The sequence below is a fragment of the Cupriavidus sp. DF5525 genome (genome assembly GCF_040149425.2).
GTDB lineage: Bacteria > Pseudomonadota > Gammaproteobacteria > Burkholderiales > Burkholderiaceae > Cupriavidus > Cupriavidus pickettii_A.
This window is the reverse complement of sequence record NZ_CP168267.1, coordinates 1,588,242-1,608,596: the sequence shown is the minus strand read 5'-3', so window position 1 is coordinate 1,608,596 and position 20,355 is coordinate 1,588,242. Positions and strand designations below refer to the sequence as shown.

The 20,355-nt window shown below is 62.8% G+C and carries 21 protein-coding genes and 2 pseudogenes; 8 read left to right on the top strand and 15 right to left on the bottom strand.

The features are described 5' to 3' along the window. Positions 1–296: 296 nt before the first annotated feature. Entirely contained in the window at positions 297–689 is a 393-nt protein-coding gene (locus tag ABNX08_RS41960; RefSeq protein WP_349608104.1) for a GreA/GreB family elongation factor, read from the top strand. A gap of 123 nt (positions 690–812) precedes the next feature. Beyond that, complete coding sequence (locus tag ABNX08_RS41955) at positions 813–1,043, top strand: hypothetical protein (RefSeq protein WP_349608102.1); 231 nt, start codon at positions 813–815, stop codon at positions 1,041–1,043. Between the two features lie 415 nt (positions 1,044–1,458). On the opposite strand, the gene ABNX08_RS41950 is transcribed toward ABNX08_RS41955, so the two are convergent. Then, on the bottom strand, positions 1,459–2,322 hold the full coding sequence (locus tag ABNX08_RS41950) for a hypothetical protein (RefSeq protein ID WP_349608100.1): 864 nt from the start codon (positions 2,320–2,322) through the stop codon (positions 1,459–1,461). Between the two features lie 395 nt (positions 2,323–2,717). Here ABNX08_RS41950 and ABNX08_RS41945 point away from each other — a divergent pair, with 395 nt between their 5' ends. Further along, a complete protein-coding gene (locus tag ABNX08_RS41945; protein ID WP_349608098.1) occupies positions 2,718–2,912 on the top strand; it encodes a hypothetical protein in 195 nt (64 codons plus the stop codon). Between the two features lie 500 nt (positions 2,913–3,412). On the opposite strand, the pseudogene ABNX08_RS41940 reads toward ABNX08_RS41945, so the two are convergent. After that, positions 3,413–3,670: pseudogene (locus tag ABNX08_RS41940) on the bottom strand (oxidoreductase); the annotation flags it as partial. Position 3,671: 1 nt separating this feature from the next. Continuing rightward, a pseudogene (locus tag ABNX08_RS41935) lies at positions 3,672–3,946 on the bottom strand (aromatic ring-hydroxylating dioxygenase subunit alpha); the annotation flags it as partial. A gap of 797 nt (positions 3,947–4,743) precedes the next feature. Between ABNX08_RS41935 and ABNX08_RS41930 the strand changes: the two are divergent. Further along, positions 4,744–5,451, top strand: a complete 708-nt coding sequence (locus ABNX08_RS41930; RefSeq protein WP_349608096.1) for an acetoacetate decarboxylase — start codon at positions 4,744–4,746, stop codon at positions 5,449–5,451. Here the strand turns inward: ABNX08_RS41930 and ABNX08_RS41925 are convergent. Beyond that, on the bottom strand, positions 5,448–5,951 hold the full coding sequence (locus ABNX08_RS41925) for an IS630 family transposase (protein ID WP_267606345.1): 504 nt from the start codon (positions 5,949–5,951) through the stop codon (positions 5,448–5,450). The genes ABNX08_RS41930 and ABNX08_RS41925 overlap by 4 nt on opposite strands. Positions 5,952–5,961: 10 nt before the next feature. Then, the gene (locus ABNX08_RS41920) at positions 5,962–6,486 is read right to left on the bottom strand and encodes an IS630 family transposase (protein ID WP_374063752.1); all 525 of its coding nucleotides are present in this window, start codon (positions 6,484–6,486) and stop codon (positions 5,962–5,964) included. 170 nt (positions 6,487–6,656) lie between these two features. Between ABNX08_RS41920 and ABNX08_RS41915 the strand changes: the two genes are divergently transcribed. Continuing rightward, positions 6,657–7,439: a 3-hydroxybutyrate dehydrogenase gene (locus ABNX08_RS41915; RefSeq protein WP_349604328.1), complete on the top strand. Its 783-nt coding sequence runs from the start codon at positions 6,657–6,659 to the stop codon at positions 7,437–7,439. A gap of 14 nt (positions 7,440–7,453) precedes the next feature. Continuing rightward, the gene (locus tag ABNX08_RS41910) at positions 7,454–8,749 is read left to right on the top strand and encodes a patatin-like phospholipase family protein (RefSeq protein ID WP_349604326.1); all 1,296 of its coding nucleotides are present in this window, start codon (positions 7,454–7,456) and stop codon (positions 8,747–8,749) included. A gap of 200 nt (positions 8,750–8,949) precedes the next feature. On the opposite strand, the gene ABNX08_RS41905 is transcribed toward ABNX08_RS41910, so the two are convergent. From ABNX08_RS41905 to ABNX08_RS41880, 6 genes are read right to left on the bottom strand one after another with little or no spacing between them, the layout of a single operon-like run. Further along, positions 8,950–9,759 (bottom strand): c-type cytochrome, encoded by an 810-nt coding sequence (locus tag ABNX08_RS41905; RefSeq protein ID WP_349604325.1) that lies wholly within the window; start codon positions 9,757–9,759, stop codon positions 8,950–8,952. After that, positions 9,759–11,381, bottom strand: coding sequence for a cbb3-type cytochrome c oxidase subunit I (locus ABNX08_RS41900; RefSeq protein WP_349604323.1), 1,623 nt, complete (start codon positions 11,379–11,381; stop codon positions 9,759–9,761). The genes ABNX08_RS41905 and ABNX08_RS41900 overlap by 1 nt, the downstream gene beginning before the upstream one ends. Then, positions 11,368–11,961 carry a cytochrome C oxidase subunit II gene (locus ABNX08_RS41895; protein ID WP_374063769.1) on the bottom strand — a complete coding sequence of 198 codons (594 nt, stop codon included), beginning with the start codon at positions 11,959–11,961 and terminating at the stop codon, positions 11,368–11,370. The genes ABNX08_RS41900 and ABNX08_RS41895 overlap by 14 nt, the downstream gene beginning before the upstream one ends. Beyond that, a complete protein-coding gene (locus ABNX08_RS41890) occupies positions 11,958–12,173 on the bottom strand; it encodes a hypothetical protein (protein ID WP_349604322.1) in 216 nt (71 codons plus the stop codon). Before ABNX08_RS41890 ends, ABNX08_RS41895 begins: the two co-directional genes overlap by 4 nt. 5 nt (positions 12,174–12,178) lie before the next feature. Beyond that, the gene (locus ABNX08_RS41885; protein ID WP_349604319.1) at positions 12,179–13,492 is read right to left on the bottom strand and encodes a cytochrome c; all 1,314 of its coding nucleotides are present in this window, start codon (positions 13,490–13,492) and stop codon (positions 12,179–12,181) included. A 4-nt stretch (positions 13,493–13,496) separates the two neighbouring features. After that, positions 13,497–14,210 carry a c-type cytochrome gene (locus tag ABNX08_RS41880; RefSeq protein ID WP_349604318.1) on the bottom strand — a complete coding sequence of 238 codons (714 nt, stop codon included), beginning with the start codon at positions 14,208–14,210 and terminating at the stop codon, positions 13,497–13,499. 391 nt (positions 14,211–14,601) lie between these two features. Between ABNX08_RS41880 and ABNX08_RS41875 the strand changes: the two genes are divergently transcribed. Further along, positions 14,602–15,498: a hypothetical protein gene (locus ABNX08_RS41875; RefSeq protein ID WP_349604316.1), complete on the top strand. Its 897-nt coding sequence runs from the start codon at positions 14,602–14,604 to the stop codon at positions 15,496–15,498. 476 nt (positions 15,499–15,974) lie between these two features. Here ABNX08_RS41875 and ABNX08_RS41870 read toward each other — a convergent pair whose 3' ends face one another. Genes ABNX08_RS41870 through sdhC form a run of 4 tightly spaced genes read right to left on the bottom strand, consistent with a single transcriptional unit; the run spans position 15,975 to position 19,277 of the window. Further along, positions 15,975–16,676: a succinate dehydrogenase iron-sulfur subunit gene (locus ABNX08_RS41870; RefSeq protein ID WP_011298473.1), complete on the bottom strand. Its 702-nt coding sequence runs from the start codon at positions 16,674–16,676 to the stop codon at positions 15,975–15,977. A gap of 34 nt (positions 16,677–16,710) precedes the next feature. After that, entirely contained in the window at positions 16,711–18,489 is a 1,779-nt protein-coding gene (gene sdhA / locus ABNX08_RS41865) for a succinate dehydrogenase flavoprotein subunit (protein ID WP_022535986.1), read from the bottom strand. A 3-nt stretch (positions 18,490–18,492) separates the two neighbouring features. Then, positions 18,493–18,858 (bottom strand): succinate dehydrogenase, hydrophobic membrane anchor protein, encoded by a 366-nt coding sequence (gene sdhD / locus ABNX08_RS41860; protein WP_010814617.1) that lies wholly within the window; start codon positions 18,856–18,858, stop codon positions 18,493–18,495. 11 nt (positions 18,859–18,869) lie between these two features. Beyond that, positions 18,870–19,277 carry a succinate dehydrogenase, cytochrome b556 subunit gene (sdhC, locus tag ABNX08_RS41855; RefSeq protein WP_349607942.1) on the bottom strand — a complete coding sequence of 136 codons (408 nt, stop codon included), beginning with the start codon at positions 19,275–19,277 and terminating at the stop codon, positions 18,870–18,872. 175 nt (positions 19,278–19,452) lie between these two features. On the opposite strand from sdhC, the gene ABNX08_RS41850 reads away from it, so the two are divergent. Continuing rightward, the gene (locus tag ABNX08_RS41850) at positions 19,453–20,349 is read left to right on the top strand and encodes a LysR family transcriptional regulator (RefSeq protein ID WP_349607940.1); all 897 of its coding nucleotides are present in this window, start codon (positions 19,453–19,455) and stop codon (positions 20,347–20,349) included. Positions 20,350–20,355 lie beyond the last annotated feature (6 nt).

Here is a 20,355-nt window from a genome sequence, read left to right as displayed (position 1 = left end):
TGCCGATATCCTTGCCTTGGCGCAGTAACCCGCCAGACCGTCATGGCTTCCCTTGAGATGCGAACCCTGTTTAAATGAGGGCTGTGAGGGTTGTCATTCTTGCACCCGGATTCCCGTGAAACGCACTTTCCCGCTCCTTCGCGCGGCGATTGCCGCAATGCTCCGTGCCGCCCGGCACTCTGCCTGACACCGTTTGGTACTGTCTGCAGAGCACCGGGCCGAAACTCATTCCCCTGCAGCCATGGACAGCGCTGCCTGCCTGGTGCGTGGATTCACAGTGATGCGCGGAGTTTGCAATGCGAAAGACGGTTTTCCTTACAACGGCCCACGTCGAGCGGCTTAATTCTCTTGTGGTGGATCAGGGGTTGCCGACGCATAAGCGGCAGTGCCTGCGTGACATGATTGATCATGCGATCATCTGCACGCACACCAGCCTGCCGGCCAAGGCCATAACGCTGCACACCCCCTTTTTATGCATCGAAGCGCAGCATCGCGAGCATCTGCTTTGGCGCCTTGTGTACCCTGAAGACGCCGACTATCGCCACGGCAAGCTGTCGATCCTGTCGCCGGCGGGTATGGCGCTGCTTGGTTTGCACGAGGGCCAGCATGTCCGTGTCGCCATACCAGAGAGCCGGAACTTTCTCGAAGTCACGGTCGAGGAAATCCTGGAGTCCGAACGCGTCTATTGAACTTTCCAAAGATCAGGGTAGCGCTCTTCGGTACTAAACTGACGGTGCCGCTGCCAGCACACATGCCCGACCGGCGGCCTGCTTAAGGCCGCCGTCGCCCATGGTTCCGCTTGGCGCCCCAACATGCTCTCGGTGAATCCATGGCCGCATCTTGCATCACAGCTAGTCAACCGCGATGGCAAGGATCAGCAGATCCCGCTGAAGGATGCCATCGATGCAATCACTACCCACGCGCCCGCGTGCTCGCTGAACTTGGCTGTCCGTGATGCCTTCCGGGCCACCCTGGCCGAGATGGGCCAGAACAGATCGCTGCCCCCAATCCTTGAAGGCAGGCAGATCTATGCCGCAGACTGAATGCCAACTACGCGTTCCATCCCATCAGGTCCATCGCGAGCATCAGCCCCGCCAAAGCACAGGTTGCTGACACGCCAGTCAACAGTCGCACATCTCGGAGCGCCTCGCCCGCTCGCCTTGCCTGTACCGCCGCGACGAGTGCAGCGAGGCCTATCCCGGCCAATACACACCCTATACCTACCATAACGATTGCTTGCTCCTATGATTCTGCAGAGTTCCGCGAATCCTGCGATCTCGATCCAAGGATGATTAGGACTCACCGCTCTCAGTGAACGTCAGTGGCACATCGCGCTTGCTTCCGACCAACAGGCGTGGATTAGGCTCACGGAAGTTGCCCAGCGTGACCAACGCACCGTCGTGCTCGACCACCATGCCCTGCAAGCGGGCGCCACGGCCCTGGGTCAGCAGCCGCGCCTCAGCGCGGCTGCCAGCTTCCGCACACCAGCGTGGAAGGCTTCTGCCTTGCGACAATGCGAGCGCTATCTTCCCAGGCGTCGACGCGCACGTTCAGGCCGGCGTAGATGCCGTAGCCCGGCCCGGTCAGGATGTCTTCCTCGGTCTGCACGCCTTCGCCGGCCTTGATGGCGCCTTCGGCTGCGATGGTCTCTCTGGCCCTGATGCCCCAGCCCGCCACCAGGTGCTGGCCGGCACGGATTGCGCCGCCGGCCTCGATGCCGCAACCGGCGACGACGTCGTGCTGGCCTTCGATATTCCCACCCGCCTTGATGCCCTGACCGCAGCGGATAGCGCCTTGCGCCACGATGTTCTCCCCGGCTCGCAGGTTGCCGCTCACGGAGATGTGCTCGCCGGCGGTGACATCCCAGCCAGCGCGGACATTGCCCTTGCAGTCGATTTCTGTCTCGGCTTCGATGCCCCAATTGGCCTTGACGTCGCCGCCGGCTTCGATGGTGCCGCCGCTGTAGAGATTGCCCGCGCTGTCGATGTTCTCGCCGGCGACGATGGAAATGCCGGCCCGGATGCCCGCGCCGACGCGGATGCTGCGCCCGGCCCTGATCACTGACTCGACATCGATGACGCCGCGCACGATCACGGTGCCGGCAAAAACCAGCGCCTTGGCATCGAGCGCATCCAGCGTGAGGATGGTGTCTGTCGGGCCGAACTGGTTGAGCAGCCAGCACGCATCGCCGACGCGGTCAGCCTGGACCAGCGCATCGAGCAGGCGCTGGTAGTCGCTTCCACCGTGGCGGTTGCGCAGGAACCATTTGTATCCATCCGCGCAGGGGCGTTTGGCTTTGACAAAATTCTGAGAGAGCTCCATGGCCATGAAGGTGTAGCTTGTAAGCTGGCTAGGGCCGTCGTGCGACGGACAAGTCCGGCGCCGGCTAAAGGATTTGGTGCAAAGGAGTCTGCGCGCCGGACGACCGGCCGGCGCGCATTGGATCAGAATTTAATCCGATCGGTATCGGCGTCTGATCAATCGAGATTGAGGGCAAGGTAGAGGACGGCCATCGCCCCCATCGCGCAGAGTGTCCTGCGATAGATGACTAAGGTCTTGCGGCTGATCGTCGGCATGCTCTCTCCCATTTGCACGTTGAACAGTGGGCCGCCATCGATGCTTGCGGCCCCCGGGCAATGTGCCGTGCGGGGAGATCAGATCCGGACTGTGGGCTAGTCCCTGATTCCCCGCACGGCTAAGAGAAGCACGGCGGGAAGATGGAACTGTTGGGCGACCCTGACTTGCAGGGCGGCGATGCCGCGTTGCTGTGCACAGGCGCGCGCAGCCGCAACATGCTTGGCATGCTGGTGGTTGGCGGTGCGGATCTGTACAGAGTGCATTGGGTCGCTACGTTTGCCGGAGGGCGGTTGTTTTGCGCCGAACCACTGTTGGCCGGCTTCCGGTGGGGCTAAGTGCCCCTATATTCGGTATCGCCGCTCGAATTGCAGGGCTGCTTGCCCGGCCAGGATGCGGAGACTGAATTCACTTATATCATATGCGCTGGGGTTTGCCCACCTTGCCAGCCGGATCGGCGTCAGGTTGCCGGCCCCGTTGCGCCAGATGGAGCGATGAAGAAGGCAAGATCGCTCTATCACGGTTGGTCATCGCGTTCCCGCAGCGGTATCAATTGCGCTTTGTAGTCGTGACGGATGAGACGATCCGCTGCTAATGCATAAATTTGGCGCTGACGTCGCTGATCGGGCCACGCCCGAACGACGCTAGCCTGGTGAGTTGTTCGGGCATGGGCGAGCCTGTCCGGAATTCCTCTCGGGAGGGCAGCAGCAACGGGTGCCCATTGCCAAGGCGTTTGCGATGCCGTCGGGCTTGTTGCTGCAAGTCGAGCCCTTCATCCGAGTGGATTGCTGGGGGCGGCAGTTCAGCCGGGATCATCCGTTTTCGGAGAGGGCCTGTGGTAGGGGAGGGCCTGTCGGTTGAGCGCATGGGCCATGCTCAGCAGCGGGGTGATGCCGATGCCGGCGGCAAACAGCAGGCGTCCGCTTGCCTCCGGCGACAGGCTGAACAGGCTGCGCGGGGCGCTGATGGACAACTCGGTGCTTTCCTGCACATTGTCATGCAGGGCGGCGGAGCCGCCGCGCGAGGCTTGCTCCCGCTTCACGGCGATCAGGTAGCCAGACGAATCGTCGGGCGGACTGCACAACGAATACTGGCGCTATCATCCTTTTCCACATCCGATAGGCTTCGCGCATGTCGCCTTCGTCGGTGGCGTGCGAGACCTTGTCGCCGTTCGCGGCGACGACTTCGCGGTTCAGCCCGCGGTTGACCAGGATCGGACGAACGGGCCCTGAAAATGCTCGTGGATCCGCAGCCGTTCGCGGTTGGCGATCTCCGGCCCGCCATCCATGCCCAGCGCGACGTGACGGATCTCGGTCTCGGTCGGCGAAACCGGGTGCAGTACGCGGAAGAAGGCCATCGACATCGCGACGTTCAGTTGCCGTCTGCAACGGCTCGCGTGCTGGACTGGTACCACATTGACATGCGATTCGAGAACCTCGTGATGTCGCTCCCAGGTCTGCGCGGTACTGATGTGTATTCCAAGAATCGGCTGCGCGAGCGTGTGATCAAAGCGAAGTGGTGTTATGGCACGGTGAGTCGGCGCGATGCTTGGAAAGACTGGAGTCGCTGCGACGCGACACAGGTTGGATTGGCGCTCGCAATCCACTAGGGCGCGTGATCCCAACGAGGACATTCGCAACTCACGCGTTGGTACCCACCTGGCAGGAAGATCCAGGCGTTTGCGAAATTAGTTCTTGCGTCATTAAAGACACCCCTGACTTGGCCTCTCCCAGACGGCACTTCATCGACACCGCTCCGCATGCCATGGATAGCGCATCGTCGGAGGCACCCGCCCGGCAATAGTGCTTGTTCGCCCACATGGGGTCACCGCACGGCGTGCCGTCAGTGGTGGTGGCGCGGATGAGTCAATTTCAGCGACCCATGCCGCTAAAGGACAATCATATTGTCGCTTTTGGGACAACAAGGTCTTGACCAATGTCGGCGTTTTGCTGCGCGAAAGAAAATCATATGATGGGCCATCCTGCATTGCAGCATCCCGCCCACTCTTCCAACCGAACCTCCAGGCTGACAGGCCAGGGCCACCCCATCTTCCCCGCGACATGATTGCCGTGCGAGTGTGTCTGCACGCGCTGGCTTCGCTCGGCCCAGCGACCCCCAACGGGGCGTGCTGCGTGACCAGATGGCTTCACATCTCAGAGGGAACACGCCGTGAACACAGAACATATCCGCCGAAACGCATTTGCCATGCCGGTGCATAACCCGTCGTATCCGCGTCCGCCGTTCCGCTTTCTGCAGCGCGAATACTTCATCGTTTCCTACGAGACCGATCCCGACGCGCTGCGAGCCGTCGTGCCCGAGCCGCTGCAGCCCGACGCGAACCTTGTCCACTACGAATTCATCCGCATGCCAGATTCCTCCGGATTCGGCAATTACACCGAAAGCGGCCAGGTCATTCCCGTCATCGACGAGCAGGGACGCAAGGGCAATTACACCCATGCGATGTACCTCGATGACGAGGGCCCCATTGCCGGCGGCCGTGAAATCTGGGGCTTCCCTAAGAAGCTCGGCTCGCCGCGCCTGTCGATCGACGGACACGATACGTTGCTCGGCACGCTCGACTATGGCACACAGCGCATCGCCACCGGCACGATGGGCTTCAAGTTCCGCCCACTCGATCTCGAAACGGAACAGCGACACCTCGCCGACACGCCGAACTACCTGCTAAAGGTCTTGCCGCACGTCGACGGCTCGGCGCGGATCTGCGAACTGGTCCGATTCCTCCTGCGCGATGTCACGGTGCTGGGCGCATGGGCAGGCCCCGGCGCGTTGGAACTCCACGCGCATGCTCTGGCGCCGGTCGCCGACCTGCCGGTCCGCCGCGTCGTCGGTGCCAAGCATCTAAACACAGCGTCTTAAATAATGCAGCATAGTCGTCGTAGTACCTCGTTTGGTCTCTTCCATTGCTGGAAGCAGGCGTCGACTGCCGAGAGAACTTCTACGAGGGTGGCGAAGTACCGGTTATGTAACCCCAGGCGCCGTGTCAGTTTCCATACGCGTTCGATAGGCGCCAGTTGCGGGCTGTATGGTGGCAGGAACAACAACGTCATGTGCCGCCTGTATTTGTGCAGTAACGGTTTGAGCAGGACGGCATGGTGGTACTTTGCGTTGTCCAGGACCACGACGATGCGCTTGCCGCGACGTCGATGGCGGAGTAGTTGGCGAAGAAAGGATGCAAACGTTTCTGCGTTGAAGACAGGGCATACCTGCCAGACGAAGCGACCCGTGCTCAGACTGACGGCGCCAAAACATGCCACCGACTTTCGCGTCGGCGCATGCATCAACACCGGATCGCGGATCTCCGGGGCCACCCACATGCGACAGCGCGATCCGTGTTGCTGGAAATGGCATTCGTCCAGGCTCCATAACTCAATGTCGTCGCGCTTTGACAGTCGCCGCAGTTTTTTTTACCGCCGCAACGCGAACGGGATCAGACTGGGCGACCTGCGGGCGCGGCTTGCGCAGCCGGAAACCCATCTGGCGAAACAGCCTCTGGCACTGCCGCACGCCCAGTTTGATGCCATAGCGCTGACGCAAGTGCTCCGATAGAACGGGCCCATCCCACAGGCCCGCTTCAAATCCGAAGTCGCGTGGTGTCTTGCGCAGATCCGCCTCGATGCGACGCCATTGCGAGTCATTCAACGCACGCGGGCGACCGGGCCGTTCACCTTCCCGCAATCCGTCGAAACCGCCCCGCTCGAAACGTCGGACCCATCGCTGAACTGTCGTGGCCGCTTGACCGAACATCTGGCCCACTTCAGTGCACGAGTAACCGCTGCTGACCAGCAGCACCCCGTGCAGGCGGTGGTCATACCGCGACTCCTCGCTTCGCTCGATCTCCTGTCGAATCGCCAACTGCATTATCTGTGCGTCTGCAATCTCGAGTCTGCGCATGGCTGCCTCTCCATTAGAGTAACCACGCAATCATACATGCTGCAATACTTATGTCGTCATGTTTAATCGCCAACGTCACCCTCGATATCGGGGAGGTCGCTTTCGACTACCTCGCGCCGGCACAGGCGCCGAAGCTGGTCGTCAATCAATAATCCCCGCAAGGAGCAACCATGTCATTGCAAGGAAAAGTCGCCCTCGTTACCGGCGCAGCCAGTGGTATTGGCGAACAATGTGCCCGTCAGCTGGCACATGACGGCGCGGCCGTTGTCATCGCCGACCTGAATCTCCAGAATGCGCGCCAGGTGGCCGAGTCGATCGTCGCCAACGGCGGCCAGGCGATTGCCGTGGCGATGGACGTCACGAACGAGGAAGCGGTCAACGCCGGCATGGAAGAAACGGTGGAAAAGCTGGGCGGCATTGATGTGCTGGTATCGAACGCCGGCATCCAGATCGTCAATCCGATCGAGGACTACGCGTTCTCCGACTGGAAGAAGATGCTCGCCATTCACCTCGATGGCGCTTTCCTGACGACCCGCGCGGCCATCCGGCACATGTACAAGGCCGGCAAGGGCGGGGCGATCATCTACATGGGCTCGGTCCACTCGCACGAGGCTTCCAAGCTTAAGTCGGCCTACGTCACGGCCAAGCACGGGCTGCTGGGCTTGGCGCGCGTCGTGGCCAAGGAAGGCGGCCCGCGTGGCGTTCGCGCCAACGTCGTCTGTCCGGGCTTTGTCCGCACCCCGCTGGTCGACAAGCAGATCCCCGATCAGGCCAAGGCGCTGGGCATTTCCGAAGCCGAGGTCGTCAGCAACGTCATGCTCAAGGAAACGGTCGATGGCGAATTCACGACCGTCGCCGACGTGGCCCGCACGGTCGCGTTCCTGGCCGGCTTTGAATCCGCCGCGCTGACCGGCCAATCGGTCGTGGTCAGCCACGGCTGGTTCATGCAGTAAGACAAGGAACCGACGTGCACCGCAGTCAACGCAAGACATTTCAACAAGCATCTCCGCTGACATTGCCGCCCTATGACGAGGTCGGCCTCGTCCTTCAGGGTGGCGGCGCACTTGGGTCCTATCAGGCTGGCGTCTACGAAGGCCTGGCCCAGGCGGGGATCCACCCGACCTGGGTATCGGGCATCTCAATCGGCGCATTGAACGCCGCAATCATCGCTGGCAATGCCCCCGAGGATCGCGTGGAAGCGCTGCGCGGATTCTGGAACACGATCAGCCTGCCGGCGGACGTGATTGGCAATGTCGGTGCCTGGGTGCCGGCGACGTTCGGCTTCTGGGACATCGCGCGCAAGTGGTCGAGCATGTGGGCCGCCGGCCGTGCGCTGGTGGAAGGCCAGCAGGGCTTCTTCGTGCCTCGCTCGCCGCTGCACAGTTTTGGCAGCCAAGGCAGCGCGCCGAGCCAGGTGAGCTTCTACGATACGAGCGAGCTGCGCGCGACCCTGCTCAAGTACGCCGATTTCGATCGCATCAACGACGGTGAAATGCGCGTCTCCGTCGGCGCGGTCAACGTCCGCACCGGCAACCTCGTGTACTTCGACAACACGAAGATGCACCTCAAGCCGGAACACTTCATGGCGTCCGGCGCGCTGCCGCCGGGCTTCCCGGCCGTGGAGGTCGACGGCGAGTTCTACTGGGATGGCGGCCTCGTATCGAATACACCGCTGACCGAGATCCTGCGCGAATCGCAGCACAAGGACACGCTGATCTTCCAGGTGGACCTGTGGAGCGCGAGCGGGGCCCTGCCGGGCAACTTCCTGGACGTATCAGAGCGCACCAAGGACATCCAGTACTCGAGCCGGACCCGCGCCGTCACCGCGTTCATGGAAGGCCGCCAGAAGCATGCGCGGCTGATCAAGGAACTGCTGGAACACGTGCCGGAGTCTGTCCGCGAGACCCATCCGCTGATGCGCGAGGCGCAGCGGATTGCCGACGGCAGCGCCGTCAACGTCGTGCACCTGATCTACCGCAATAAGTTCTTCGAAGGACATTACAAGGACTTCGAGTTCAGCGCCGACACCATGGGCGAGCACTGGACCAGCGGGCTGGACGACATCCGCGGCTCGTTTGCCCGTCCCGAGTGCCTGGCAATTCCGAGCCACGACATCGGCTTCGTGACCCACGATGTGCATCGCCGCGATGCGCCGGCGTTGACAGGCTCCGGGCCGCTCGATACGGCTCTGGACACGTCGAAGCTGAACACCATCGACAGCTTTCCTGCCGAGGCCGAAGCTCGGGTCTCGGCGGCCAGTTAAAGCCGCTCGCCTGGGGGCCATCCACGTGACAACCGAACAAGCCGCCCAAACACATGTCGAGAGCATCGCGCGACGTGGCGCGGTACCTGCCGCTGTGGTGCCGCGCCGTGCCTCCGGCCTACGGAACGTGGCGTGTCGTTGGGGCACCACCAAGAGCGGTACAAGGCGTTTGTCGACGAAGCCGGCATGGCCATACTGATCTAGCGCCCCTCTGCCGCACTGTTTTTTCTTGCGTAAAAATTCGAAACTTCCTCGATCTCTTGATCGCTCATCGCTCGCGCCATATTGCGCATCTGCGCCTCGCTGTCATTACGGCGGGTACCGTCGCGGAACGCATGCAACTGGCTTGTCAAATAGGCGTGCGGCATGCCTTCGAGCCACGGCGCACCGAATTTCTGATCCACGCCTCCGTGGCAAGAAATGCAGGGCGCCACATTGCGCAGCGGGTCTCCCACGCGCACCAACGCGGGCAGGTTCTCGTCGTAGGTCGTCGGAGCCGTGCGGGCCTTGGGAAGCGAAGCGTAGTAGGCCGCGAGGTCGGCGATGTCGCGCTCGGAGAGATTGCGGGAAAGCGTCTCCATGATCGGACTGCCACGCTTGCCTGTCTTGTAGTCCTGCAGCTGCTTGATGACGACTTCGGGATACTGTCCGGCGAGGTTGGGCGCATTGGACGCGCTCATGCCCTGCGCGCCATGGCACATGGTGCAGTTCAATGCGAGCGTGGCACCCCGGCCTACGGCGTCGGCCGGCGCGGCATGGGCCATTGCGCGGTCCAGCACGACGTTGGTGGCCACGTGGCCGGTACGGGCAGCACTGTTACCGGCCCATTGGGATGGTACGCCCGCAGCACGGCAGATGGTGTCCCACAGTCCACGCACGGTAAAGTCGCCTTGCGCCATGGGCAGCCACAGGAAACCGACCAGCATCAGCAGGGCGGTGAGCGCGGCCAGAGCCACCACGCTCTGCCTGCCGAGCGGGCTGCGGTCCGGGGGCGTACGGTTGTCTTGCATCAGCGGCTCCCGATGGGCACCACCGGCACGCGGGCGTTGTCCAGCATGGCCATTTGCACGATGGGATAGCCATAATTCACCAGCGTCAGCGCGATCATCATGCCCACCCAAAGCGCGTAGCCGTTCAGTGCGGCTGGCGGCCGGGCCCCGGGAAGCAGCGGCTGGCTAAAGGTGTATGGTGCGGGCGCCGGCGCGGGGCGCCGCTGGGCGCGGGCAAGGATCAGCACAAACAGGATGGCCGAGACAACCATCGCCAGCCCCCCGAAAGTGGAGGCCGTCACCGTCCATGCCTGCGGTTGGAGCGCCGGGTGGCTGTAGTCGTAGTAGGCCATGCGGCGCGGCATGCCGAGCAGGCCCACCCAGTGCCACGGCAGCGACAGCACCAGCATGCCGAGGAACCACAGCCACAGTTGCAGGCGCACCAGCCCCGATTGCAGCGGCGCGCAGCCAGTGAGCTGCGGCCATATGTCATAGGCGACCACCATGTACATGATGACGACGGCGCCGGCGAAGATCAGGTGGAAATGTCCGGTGACCCACTGCGTGTTGTGTATCGTCTCGTTGAGCTGGTAGCTCATGTTGATAATGCCGCCGGCGCCGCCCAGGCCGAGCATGATGAAGGAAAACGTTACCGCCAGCATCATCGGGTTGCGCCACGGCAGCGCCGTCAGCCAGCCGAACACGCCCTTGCCGCCGCGCAGCCGCCCCGCGATCTCCACCGAGGCGACGATGGTAAACACCGTGAGCAGCGTGGGCACTGTCACCAGCCCTGTCATGGCCGCATGCACGAACTTGAAGCCTGCGCCGACCTGCGGATCGGCAAACAGGTGATGGATACCGATGGGCATGGAGAAAACGAGGAACAGCGCGAAGGCTACCCTCCCCATCGTATCGCTGTAGAGCCGCCCGCCGATGGCGCGCGGCACGATGCTGTAGAAGGCCACGTAGGCCGGGATCAGCCAGAAGTAGACGATGGCGTGCAGTGTCCAGGAGAAGAACACACGCGATAGCCCGGCGTTGATGGTGTCGGTCAGCCCCAGGGACGCGGGCAGGATCAGCACAAGCACCTCGACCGCCGCACCCACCGACGTCCACGCCCACAGGTAGGCGCCGGCCACTGTGCCGTACAGCGCCAGCGGGACGGTTGCGCCGGGGTTGTCTCGCCGCCAGGCGTGCAGATTCACCGACATCAGCGCCACCCACACCCACGAGCCCACCACCACCAGCACCACGCCGAGGTAGTAGAACGGGCTGCCGATCATGGGCGGGTAGAAGGTGTAGAGCACCGACGCCTTGCCCAGCCCCATGGCGATGGACGCCAGCACCGTGCCCGCAATCACCAGCCAGAAGCCGAGCCACGCCCAGCGCAGCCCCAGCAGAGGCCGCTTCAGCGACAGCTCGGTGATGGCGTAGCCGAACCCCATCGCCACCAGCGTGGGCATCACATAGGCCATGACCGTGCCGTGGGCGGTGACGGAGCGGTAGTAGTGCTCGGGATTGTTGACCCACTGAGCCAGCGGGCTGCGGATGAACATCTGCCATTCGCCAAGCAGGATGGCGCCGAGGAAGGCGATGAAGGCCACCCAGAAATGCGCGAGGACAAGCTTTCTAGCGAGAAACACAGTTCATCCTTTCCGCGCCACGCGCGCGGGCCATGAACTCCTCTCGGGGCAGGACCTCCACCCGAGCCCACATCGCCTCGTGGCCCGTGCCACAGTACTCGTGGCAGGGCATCAGGTGCTCGCCGGGCTTGGGGAAGGTGGTGGTGAAAGTGGCTACGAAGCCCGGAATGAGCATTGTGTTGGCGTTGGTCGTGCCGACGATGAAGCCATGGATGGTGTCGGCGGCGGTGCCGCGGAAGGTTACCGGCACGCCTGCAGGCACCACGAGGCACTGTGGCTCGAAGGAGTACTGCTGTGCGATCAGCCGCACCGTGACCTTGCCATCGGCGTCCACGGCGGTGCCCAGGTTGCCCTCGGCGAACTCGCCGCGCAGGTGCAATGTTTTCACATCCACCGTCTCCACCCGCGATGGCGGCATCGACGCCCAGTGCAGCCCGGCGAAGATCATCAACAGAATGATCACGGCGATGATGAGTCCGACCACCACGGCCCAGCGCCGCTCGGCCGCGACCGCGACCGCCTCGGCGTGATGGCCGTCCGGGGCGGCGGACGGACCGGAGGGCGGCGTCGCTGCGTTCACTGGACCATCCCCCTCGGCACGTGGATGAAGAACCAGAAAGCGAGGTAGATCAGCACGACGATGGCCGTCGCCACCCCTGCCACGGCGAAGGCGCCGGTCGGCCCCGCACTGACCACGCGATGCACGTCGGCCTCGTTGGGCTCGATGGGCTCGGCATGGTCAGGATCGGAGGCGCCCGGTTTCGCGCCGGGTATCGGACTGGGTCTGGTCATCGGATTCACTCCGGCAGCAGCTTGCGCAGCTCATTCACCTGGTTTGGGGCGACCGGCGTACCGGCATTGCCCCACGCTACGCGGACATAGGTAACGACTGCGGCAGCCTTGTCGTCGTCAAGAATGTGCGAGAACGGCGGCATTCCGTGTGGGCGGGGATTCTTGGCGGTGCCGGGCGGATAGCCGCCATTGAGGACCATGCGGATGGAATTCACCGGCGAGGCCATCGTGATCGACTGGTTGCCGGCCAGCGGCGGGAAGGAGGGCGGATGGCCCTTGCCGTCGTCGGCATGGCACATCGCGCACTGCTGGGTGTAGACCTGCCGGCCCAGTTCCATCACCGCCGGTTGGACCAGCCGCGCCTGGCTGGTGGGCGGCGGCTCGGTGTCGCGCGGGGCCAGCGATTTCAAGTAGACGGCCATGGCTTCCACGTCCGCATCGGTCAGGTATTGCAGGCTGTTGTAGACCACTTCGGCCATCGGTCCATACACCGTGCCCCGGTGAGAGATGCCCACCTGCAGGAGGTCGGTGATGTCCTTGATTGGCCAGTTGCCCAGTCCCGCCTCGCGATTGGAGGTCAGCGACGGCGCGTACCAGTTCTGGTTCGGGATCATGCCGCCCTCGAATTCCTTCGATTCGCTGGAGCCGCCCAGCACATTGATGGCCGTATGACACATCGCGCAATGGCCCAGCCCCTCCACCAGGTAGGCACCACGGTTCCATTGCGCCGTCTGCTTCGGATCGGGCTGGTACTCGCCTTCCTTGAAATACAGGGTGCGCCAGCCGATCAGCAACTCGCGCTTATTGAACGGAAAGCGCAGCTCGTGTGGCCGGTTGGGATGCTTCACCGGCGGCACCGACATCAGGTAGGCATAAATGGCATCCGAATCCGCGCGCGTTACCTTCGTATACGAAGCGAACGGCATGGCCGGGTAGAGCAGGGTGCCATCGCGCGAGACGCCGGTGTGCATCATCTTGTAGAAGTCGTCAGCGCTCCACCGACCGATGCCGGTCTCATCGTCGGGCGTGATGTTGGGCACGTAGAGGTTGCCGAAGGGGGTGGCCATTGGCCGTCCGCCGGCAAAAGGTTTTCCGTTTGGCTCGGTGTGGCAGGCCACGCAATCGCCGGCGCGGGCCAGGTACTCGCCCTTGGTGATGATCTGGGTGGCAGCGCCGACCGGCCCGGACGGGGCGGCTTTGGTCGGCGGCGAGCCCGCCTGCTGTGGCGCCGAAGTGGGGCGCTGCATGAAGCGAATCGCCAGCACCACGATGACGAGTATGACCGCAGTGCCGAGGACGAGTACGGGCCAACGTTTCATTGCATCACCGCTGGCTGCCGCAAGCCAGCGGCATGCGAACCAGGTTTGAGGATTCCGGCGACGGGTCGCTCGGCGCCGGCTGCTGCGATAGCCACTCAGCCACCGCCGAAACGTCGGCATCGCTCAGCCGCCCGGCGATGCGCTTCATGCAGTCGGGCTCGGCCGCATGGCGCTCGCCTACCTTCCAGCGCGTGAGCTGGCCGACGATATACGCGCGGCGCAGCCCGACCAGCCCCGGAATGCCCGGCTCCATCCCGGTCAGCCCGTTGCCGTGGCAGGCGGCGCAGGCCGGAATGCCCTGGCCAGCGTCGCCCTTGTTCACCAGCGCCTGACCGCGGGCGAGCACGGGCGGCGCGGCGTTGCTGCTCTCCTTGGGCGCGAAGGGCGGCCGCAGCTTGGCGAAGTACTCGGCAATTTCCTTCAGGTAGGGGTCGGGCAGGTAGGCCACCAGGTAGTTCATCGGCGGATACCGCCGCGTGCCGTCGCGAAAGGCCGCCAACTGGTTATAGAGGTACCCTGCCGGCTTGCCGGCTATGCGGGGGAAGTAGCCGTTTGCTGTGCCTTGGCCGCTCTGGCCGTGACAGGTGACGCAGCCCTGTACCCTGGCTTCGAGAGAGTCCACTTGCTTAAAGGCCGGGACGGCCTCAGGCTGCGCGATCCCAACCAAGGGAAAGACAAGGAGCGTCGCGAGCGGCGTGAACTTCCATGTGGGGCGCATGGGCGGTGTGCCGTGTTGGATGCATCAAGCGTAGACGTCAAGCGTGCCGTGTCAAGCGGAAAGGCAACGCCTTCAATCTGAGGTCGTAAAGGGCGAGCGCTGTGGTTCGTCAAATCCACCGAGAAATTGAAGTGGCTCAGGGCACCTTGTGATCCCGTCCGCCTTCATTTGGATGGGTGATGGCGCACTTGTGACCAAGACGCCACGGCACGACGGATGCGTGGCCGGCGCTCGCCACCATGGGCGTCTGCTATCTTGGATTTGCATCAGCAAACATTTCCCGTGGCATTGCATTGGTGATGGGGGCCGGCACCGGGCGCTCCGACGACCCCCGCAATCCCTTTCCCTCATGCGCACGGGGCGCAGCGTGTTGTGAAATGGGGGCAAAGCCATGAGAAAAGTGCGACTCGCTGGTCGGTTCGGTGCACCAAACAGTAAAGGCCTATGCGCTAATCTGGGCCGCCGTTGTCTTGGGAGCACTATCGTCCTTGCTGTCGCCGCCGGGTCGGCGCATGCCGCGCCGACGGATGCTGACGGCTGGCAATTTTCCGTCGCCCCGTATCTTTGGTTGCCAAACGTGAGCGGCGCGTTGCGCTTCTCCGGATCCTCGTCTACCGGAGGTGGCAACCTCGATGTTGGAGCGGGGCCGGACAGCTATCTCCAGAATTTGCAGTTTGTTCTGATGCTGCAGGTCGAAGCCAGCAAGGGAGATTGGACTGTCCTTGCCGACGCGATCTACCTTGACTTTAGTCGTCAGCAAACCAACCTCAAGGCCGTGGGGGCGGAGGGCGGCACCAGGGTTGTCGTCCCGCGCGACCTGGCGACCGATGTCAGCAGCGGCCTGAGCGGCGGCCTGTTCGCACTTGCAGGAGGCTATACAGCCCTGCGTGCGCCTTGGGGAACTGTCATGCCGTTCGGCGGGCTCCGGTATCTGAACCTGAGCGCTAACGCGAACTGGACATTATCCGCAACGTTCGATCAACAAGGCGCGATGTTGGCAAGGCAAGGGAGCGTATCGCAGACGGCGAATATCGTGGACGGCATAGTCGGTATGCGCGGACGCATCAATCTCAGTAGCAGTGGCAAGTGGTACGTGCCTTATTACATTGACGTCGGCACCGGTTCCTCCAGATACACGGTTCAAGCGTACGGGGGGGCGGCGTACGCGGCAAGGTGGGGGGATGTGCAATTGTCCTATCGCTACATCACCTACCAGTTGGGCGGTAACCAGTTGGTGCAAAGGCTCACCCTCAAGGGTCCCATGCTAAGTGTGGTGTTTCGCCTCTGAGTTCGATAACTGGCTGCGGGTCCCGGTAAATAGGAGGCACAGCGAGATGCGGGCAACGAAATGGTTCCATTTGCGTCTCGGATCCGTGCAAGTGCTCGCGACGCTGAGCCTGCTAAGCGCCTGCTCCGCGACGAACGAGGGCATGCAGCCCGGCAAGACACCCGCGATCAATCAGCCTGGCGTGCCGGTTGGCCCCACACGCGACTGCCAGGCGGAGGCCGCCGCACTTCTCGGGTCCGTGCCTCTGTCTGTTGTGCGGGCCGTGTTTAATGCCTGCACAGCGGAAAACGAAGGTAGCTAGCCTGGCAGGTGAGGGGACACTCCGGCCAAGCTGGCCTGTCGCCTCTGCCTTGGCCTCGCGAGCTTCACGGACAGCAGCGATTCGCTTATAGTGCGCATGCCGTCGTCAAGGCGAGATCGCCGTTCGCTTACGGCCATGTCCTTCGTTGACTGCGACGGCTTTGGCATCGTATTCCTCAAACCGCGCGGCGGACCATCAGCTCCTTGATCTTGCCGATGGCCTTGGTCGGGTTCAGACCCTTCGGGCACACGTCGACACAGTTCATGATGCTGTGGCAGCGGAACAGGCGGTACGGGTCGTTCAGGTTGTCCAGGCGCTCGCTGGTGGCCTGGTCGCGGCTGTCCGCAATGAAGCGGTAAGCCTGCAGCAGGCCGGCGGGGCCGACGAACTTGTCCGGGTTCCACCAGAACGACGGGCACGACGTGGAGCAGCTGGCGCAGAGAATACACTCGTACAGGCCGTCCAGCTCGTCACGCTCTTCCGGCGACTGCAGGCGCTCTTTCTCGGGTGGCGGCTCGTCGTTGATCAGGAACGGCTTGATCGAGTTGTACTGCTTGAAGAAGTTCGTCATGTCGACGATCAGGTCGCGCACCACCGGCAGGCCGGGCAGCGGACGCAGCACGATGCGGTCCGGCAGCTCGCGCATATTGGTCAGGCACGCCAGGCCGTTCTTGCCGTTGATGTTCATCGCGTCCGAGCCGCACACGCCTTCGCGGCACGAACGGCGGAACGAGATGGTCTCGTCCAGCTTCTTCAGCTTGACCAGCGCGTCCAGCAGCATGCGCTCGTGACCGTCCAGCTCGACCTCGTAGGTCTGCATGCGCGGTGCCGCATCCTTGTCCGGATCGTAGCGGTAGACTTCGAAAATACGCTTCATTTCTGTGGGTCCTGTTGTCTCTACGATGCGGTGCTCAGAAGGTACGGGCCTTCGGCGGCACGCTTTCCACCGTCAGCGGTTCCATCTTCACCGGCTTGTAGTCGAGGCGGTTGCCTTCGCTGTAGAACAGCGTGTGCTTGAGCCAGTTCTGGTCGTCGCGATTCGGGAAGTCGCTGTGCGCGTGGGCACCGCGCGATTCCTTGCGAGCGGCCGCCGAGATCATGGTGGCCTTGGCCACTTCCACCAGGTTGGCCACTTCCAGGGCTTCCACCAGCGCGGTGTTGAAGACCTTGGACTTGTCCTTCAGGTGGATGTTGTTGGCGCGCTCGGAGACTTCCAGGATGCGCTCGACGCCTTCGTCCATCAGCTTCTGCGTCCGGAACACGCCGGCATGCGACTGCATGTTCTTGCGGATGTCGTTGGCCACGTCCTGCGTGTACTCGCCCGACGACGTTGCCTGCAGCTTGGCCAGGCGCGACAGCGCGAGGTCGGCGGCATCGGCCGGCAGCGGCTTGTGCTCTTTCTGCTTCAGGTTCTGCGCGATGATGTGGTTGCCGGCCGCGCGGCCGAACACCACCAGGTCCAGCAGCGAGTTGGTGCCCAGGCGGTTGGCGCCGTGCACCGACACGCACGAGCATTCGCCGATCGCGTAGAAACCGTTTAGGACTTCGTTCGGGTTGCCGTTCTTCGGCACCACGACCTGGCCGTGATAGTTGGTCGGAATGCCGCCCATCTGGTAGTGGATGGTCGGCACCACCGGGATCGGTTCCTTGATCGCGTCGACGTTGGCGAACTTCATGCCGATTTCGCGGATCGACGGCAGGCGCTTCATGATGGTCTCGGCGCCGACGTGGGTCAGGTCGAGCAGCACGTAGTCGCCGTTCGGGCCGCAGCCGCGGCCTTCCTTGATTTCCTGGTCCATCGAGCGCGAGACGAAGTCACGCGGCGCCAGGTCCTTCAGCGTCGGGGCATAGCGCTCCATGAAGCGCTCGCCGTCCTTGTTGCGCAGGATACCGCCCTCGCCGCGCACGCCTTCGGTGATCAGCACGCCCGCGCCGGCCACGCCGGTCGGGTGGAACTGCCAGAATTCCATGTCTTCCAGCGGCACGCCAGCGCGTGCGGCCATGCCCAGGCCGTCACCGGTGTTGATGAAGGCGTTGGTGGAAGCGGCGTAGATGCGGCCGGCACCGCCGGTCGCGAACAGCGTGGTCTTGGCCTCGAGGATGTAGACCTCGCCGGTTTCCATTTCCAGCGCGGTCACGCCCAGCACGTCGCCGTCCTGGTCGCGGATCAGGTCCAGCGCCATCCATTCGACGAAGAAGTGGGTCTTGGCGCGCACATTGCGCTGGTACAGCGTGTGCAGCAGCGCGTGGCCGGTACGGTCAGCCGCGGCGCAGGCGCGCTGCACGGGCTTTTCACCGTAGTTGGCGGTGTGGCCGCCGAACGGGCGCTGGTAGATGGTGCCGTCGGGGTTGCGGTCAAACGGCATGCCGAAGTGTTCGAGCTCGTACACGACCTTCGGGGCTTCACGGCACATGAACTCGATGGCGTCCTGGTCACCCAGCCAGTCCGAGCCCTTGATGGTGTCGTAGAAGTGATAGTGCCAGTTGTCTTCGCTCATGTTGCCCAGCGAAGCACCGATACCGCCCTGCGCCGCCACGGTGTGCGAGCGGGTCGGGAACACCTTGGACAGCACGGCCACGTTCAGGCCGGCTTCCGCGAGCTGGAGGGATGCGCGCATCCCGGCGCCGCCAGCACCGACGATGACCACGTCAAAGCGGCGACGCGGCAATCCAGTCTTGACTGCGACCATTTATTACACCCTCCAGAGAATCTGAGCAGCGTAGCCCGCACAACCGACGAGCCACAGAATCGTAAGAACTTGCAGCACCAGGCGCACGGCCATCGGGCGCACATAGTCCATCCAGATGTCGCGCACGCCGATCCAGGCGTGATAGAGCAGCGACAGGATGGTCAGGAACGTGATGATCTTCATCCACTGGTTGGAGAAGAGCCCTGCCCACGCTTCGTATGAAGCGCCGTTCGACAGCAGGAAGGCAATGGCCAGGACGACGGTGAAGACCACCATGATCACGGCCGTGACGCGTTGCGCGAGCCAGTCTTTCAGGCCGTAGTGGGCACCGACGACAAGACGCTTGGGACCGATATTGTTGTTTGCCACCGTGATTCTCCTCAGAACAGGCCGAACAGCTTCAGGCCGAAAATCAGGGTAAGCAGCAGGCTGACAACCAGCACGCTGATGGCAGACTTAGCCGAAGCGGGCTTGGAGACACCAACGTGCACATCCAGCAGCAGGAAACGGATACCGGCGCAGAAGTGATGCAGATAACCCCAGATCAGGGCCAGCAGAACCAGCTTGACGAAGCCGCCGGACAGGAGGGCCGAGAACTTTGCGAAGCTCAGTTCCGAAGTGATGCTCTGCTCGAACAGGTACAGCACGAAGGGAAGGAGGAGGAACATCAGTGCACCGCTGACGCGATGCAGGATGGATACCTTGCCGGCCCAGGGCAAGCGGTATCTCGCGATCTGCGAGATACCGATGTTCCGGTATTCGGGCCTGGTTGACTGCAGCTTTTCCATGGGGGCTGATTCTTTTCGTTGGATGGATTCGCCGCCTCGGCCTCAAACAGCATCGCCGCGGTCATAGACACCGGGACGCTCTCGGCAAGGCGGGATACGCGGCATTCTGGCCTGTCGCTGATATACTGTCCAATATCTATCGCATCTTTCTGATATATATAACAGCAGATATCGCATGGAGCTGCGGCATATTCGCTACTTCCTCGCAGTCGCTGACGAGCGCAACGTAACGCGGGCAGCGGAAAGGCTTGGCATTGGACAACCGCCTCTCAGCCAGCAGATTCACGCGTTGGAGGAGGAGCTCGGCGTAAAGCTTTTCCGCAGAACCGGGCATGGCGTGGTCTTGACGGAAGCGGGCGAGGCGTTTGCAACGGATGCCAGGCGAATACTTCATGACACGCGCGCAGCAGTGGAGAAAGCGCAAAGCGCCGGACGGGGCGAAATCGGGCGCCTCAACATCGGATTTACCGGCTCTGCCGCGTTCAACCCCGTGGTCTCCAGGCTAATTCGCGCTTATCGACAGGACTACCCGAATGTCGTCCTGACCCTGGCGGAAGGTAACACGTCCGAGCTCCTTGCATATCTTAATGATGGTCGAGTAGATGTGGCCTTTGTCCGATTGAGCGGGCAATCGCCGGCTGGGGTTCAACTTCAGCACATTGCCGTGGAGCCAATGAAGGTCGTGCTACCTGCAACGCACCATCTTGCGAAGAGACGTCGAATCTCCCTCGACGCATTGGCAGAAGACCATTTTGTACTGCTACCTAGGGAAGCAAGTCCGACTTTGCATGACGTCATCGTCGGCGCGTGCAAGAAGGCTGGCTTTGATCCCATTGCGGGCCAGGAAGCGCCGCAGCTCTCCTCGGTTGTGAATCTCGTTGCAGCGGAGTTCGGTGTGTCGCTCGTTCCTGCCTCTGTCTGCCAAATACAGGTGGAGGGAGTTGTTTATAGAGACATAGTTGGCAGCTCCATCTCTATCCGCTTGGCGCTCGCGTCGAGGATCGAGCCAACACCAGCGAAGACGGCTAATTTCCTGGCGATGGTCGCGGATGCTGTGTCGCTGCAAACGTAAGTTGAG

What these genes read in the sequence shown, in the direction of transcription:
- ABNX08_RS41960 (WP_349608104.1), top strand. Translation starts at nt 297, where the DNA reads ATGCGAAAGACGGTTTTCCTTACAACGGCCCACGTCGAGCGGCTTAAT.
- ABNX08_RS41955 (WP_349608102.1), top strand. Translation starts at nt 813, where the DNA reads ATGCTCTCGGTGAATCCATGGCCGCATCTTGCATCACAGCTAGTCAAC.
- ABNX08_RS41950 (WP_349608100.1), bottom strand. Translation starts at nt 2,322, where the DNA reads ATGGAGCTCTCTCAGAATTTTGTCAAAGCCAAACGCCCCTGCGCGGAT.
- ABNX08_RS41945 (WP_349608098.1), top strand. Translation starts at nt 2,718, where the DNA reads ATGGAACTGTTGGGCGACCCTGACTTGCAGGGCGGCGATGCCGCGTTG.
- ABNX08_RS41920 (WP_374063752.1), bottom strand. Translation starts at nt 6,486, where the DNA reads ATGCGCAGACTCGAGATTGCAGACGCACAGATAATGCAGTTGGCGATT.
- ABNX08_RS41915 (WP_349604328.1), top strand. Translation starts at nt 6,657, where the DNA reads ATGTCATTGCAAGGAAAAGTCGCCCTCGTTACCGGCGCAGCCAGTGGT.
- ABNX08_RS41905 (WP_349604325.1), bottom strand. Translation starts at nt 9,759, where the DNA reads ATGCAAGACAACCGTACGCCCCCGGACCGCAGCCCGCTCGGCAGGCAG.
- ABNX08_RS41890 (WP_349604322.1), bottom strand. Translation starts at nt 12,173, where the DNA reads ATGACCAGACCCAGTCCGATACCCGGCGCGAAACCGGGCGCCTCCGAT.
- ABNX08_RS41885 (WP_349604319.1), bottom strand. Translation starts at nt 13,492, where the DNA reads ATGAAACGTTGGCCCGTACTCGTCCTCGGCACTGCGGTCATACTCGTC.
- ABNX08_RS41880 (WP_349604318.1), bottom strand. Translation starts at nt 14,210, where the DNA reads ATGCGCCCCACATGGAAGTTCACGCCGCTCGCGACGCTCCTTGTCTTT.
- ABNX08_RS41875 (WP_349604316.1), top strand. Translation starts at nt 14,602, where the DNA reads ATGAGAAAAGTGCGACTCGCTGGTCGGTTCGGTGCACCAAACAGTAAA.
- ABNX08_RS41870 (WP_011298473.1), bottom strand. Translation starts at nt 16,676, where the DNA reads ATGAAGCGTATTTTCGAAGTCTACCGCTACGATCCGGACAAGGATGCG.
- sdhA (WP_022535986.1), bottom strand. Translation starts at nt 18,489, where the DNA reads ATGGTCGCAGTCAAGACTGGATTGCCGCGTCGCCGCTTTGACGTGGTC.
- sdhC (WP_349607942.1), bottom strand. Translation starts at nt 19,277, where the DNA reads ATGGAAAAGCTGCAGTCAACCAGGCCCGAATACCGGAACATCGGTATC.
- ABNX08_RS41850 (WP_349607940.1), top strand. Translation starts at nt 19,453, where the DNA reads ATGGAGCTGCGGCATATTCGCTACTTCCTCGCAGTCGCTGACGAGCGC.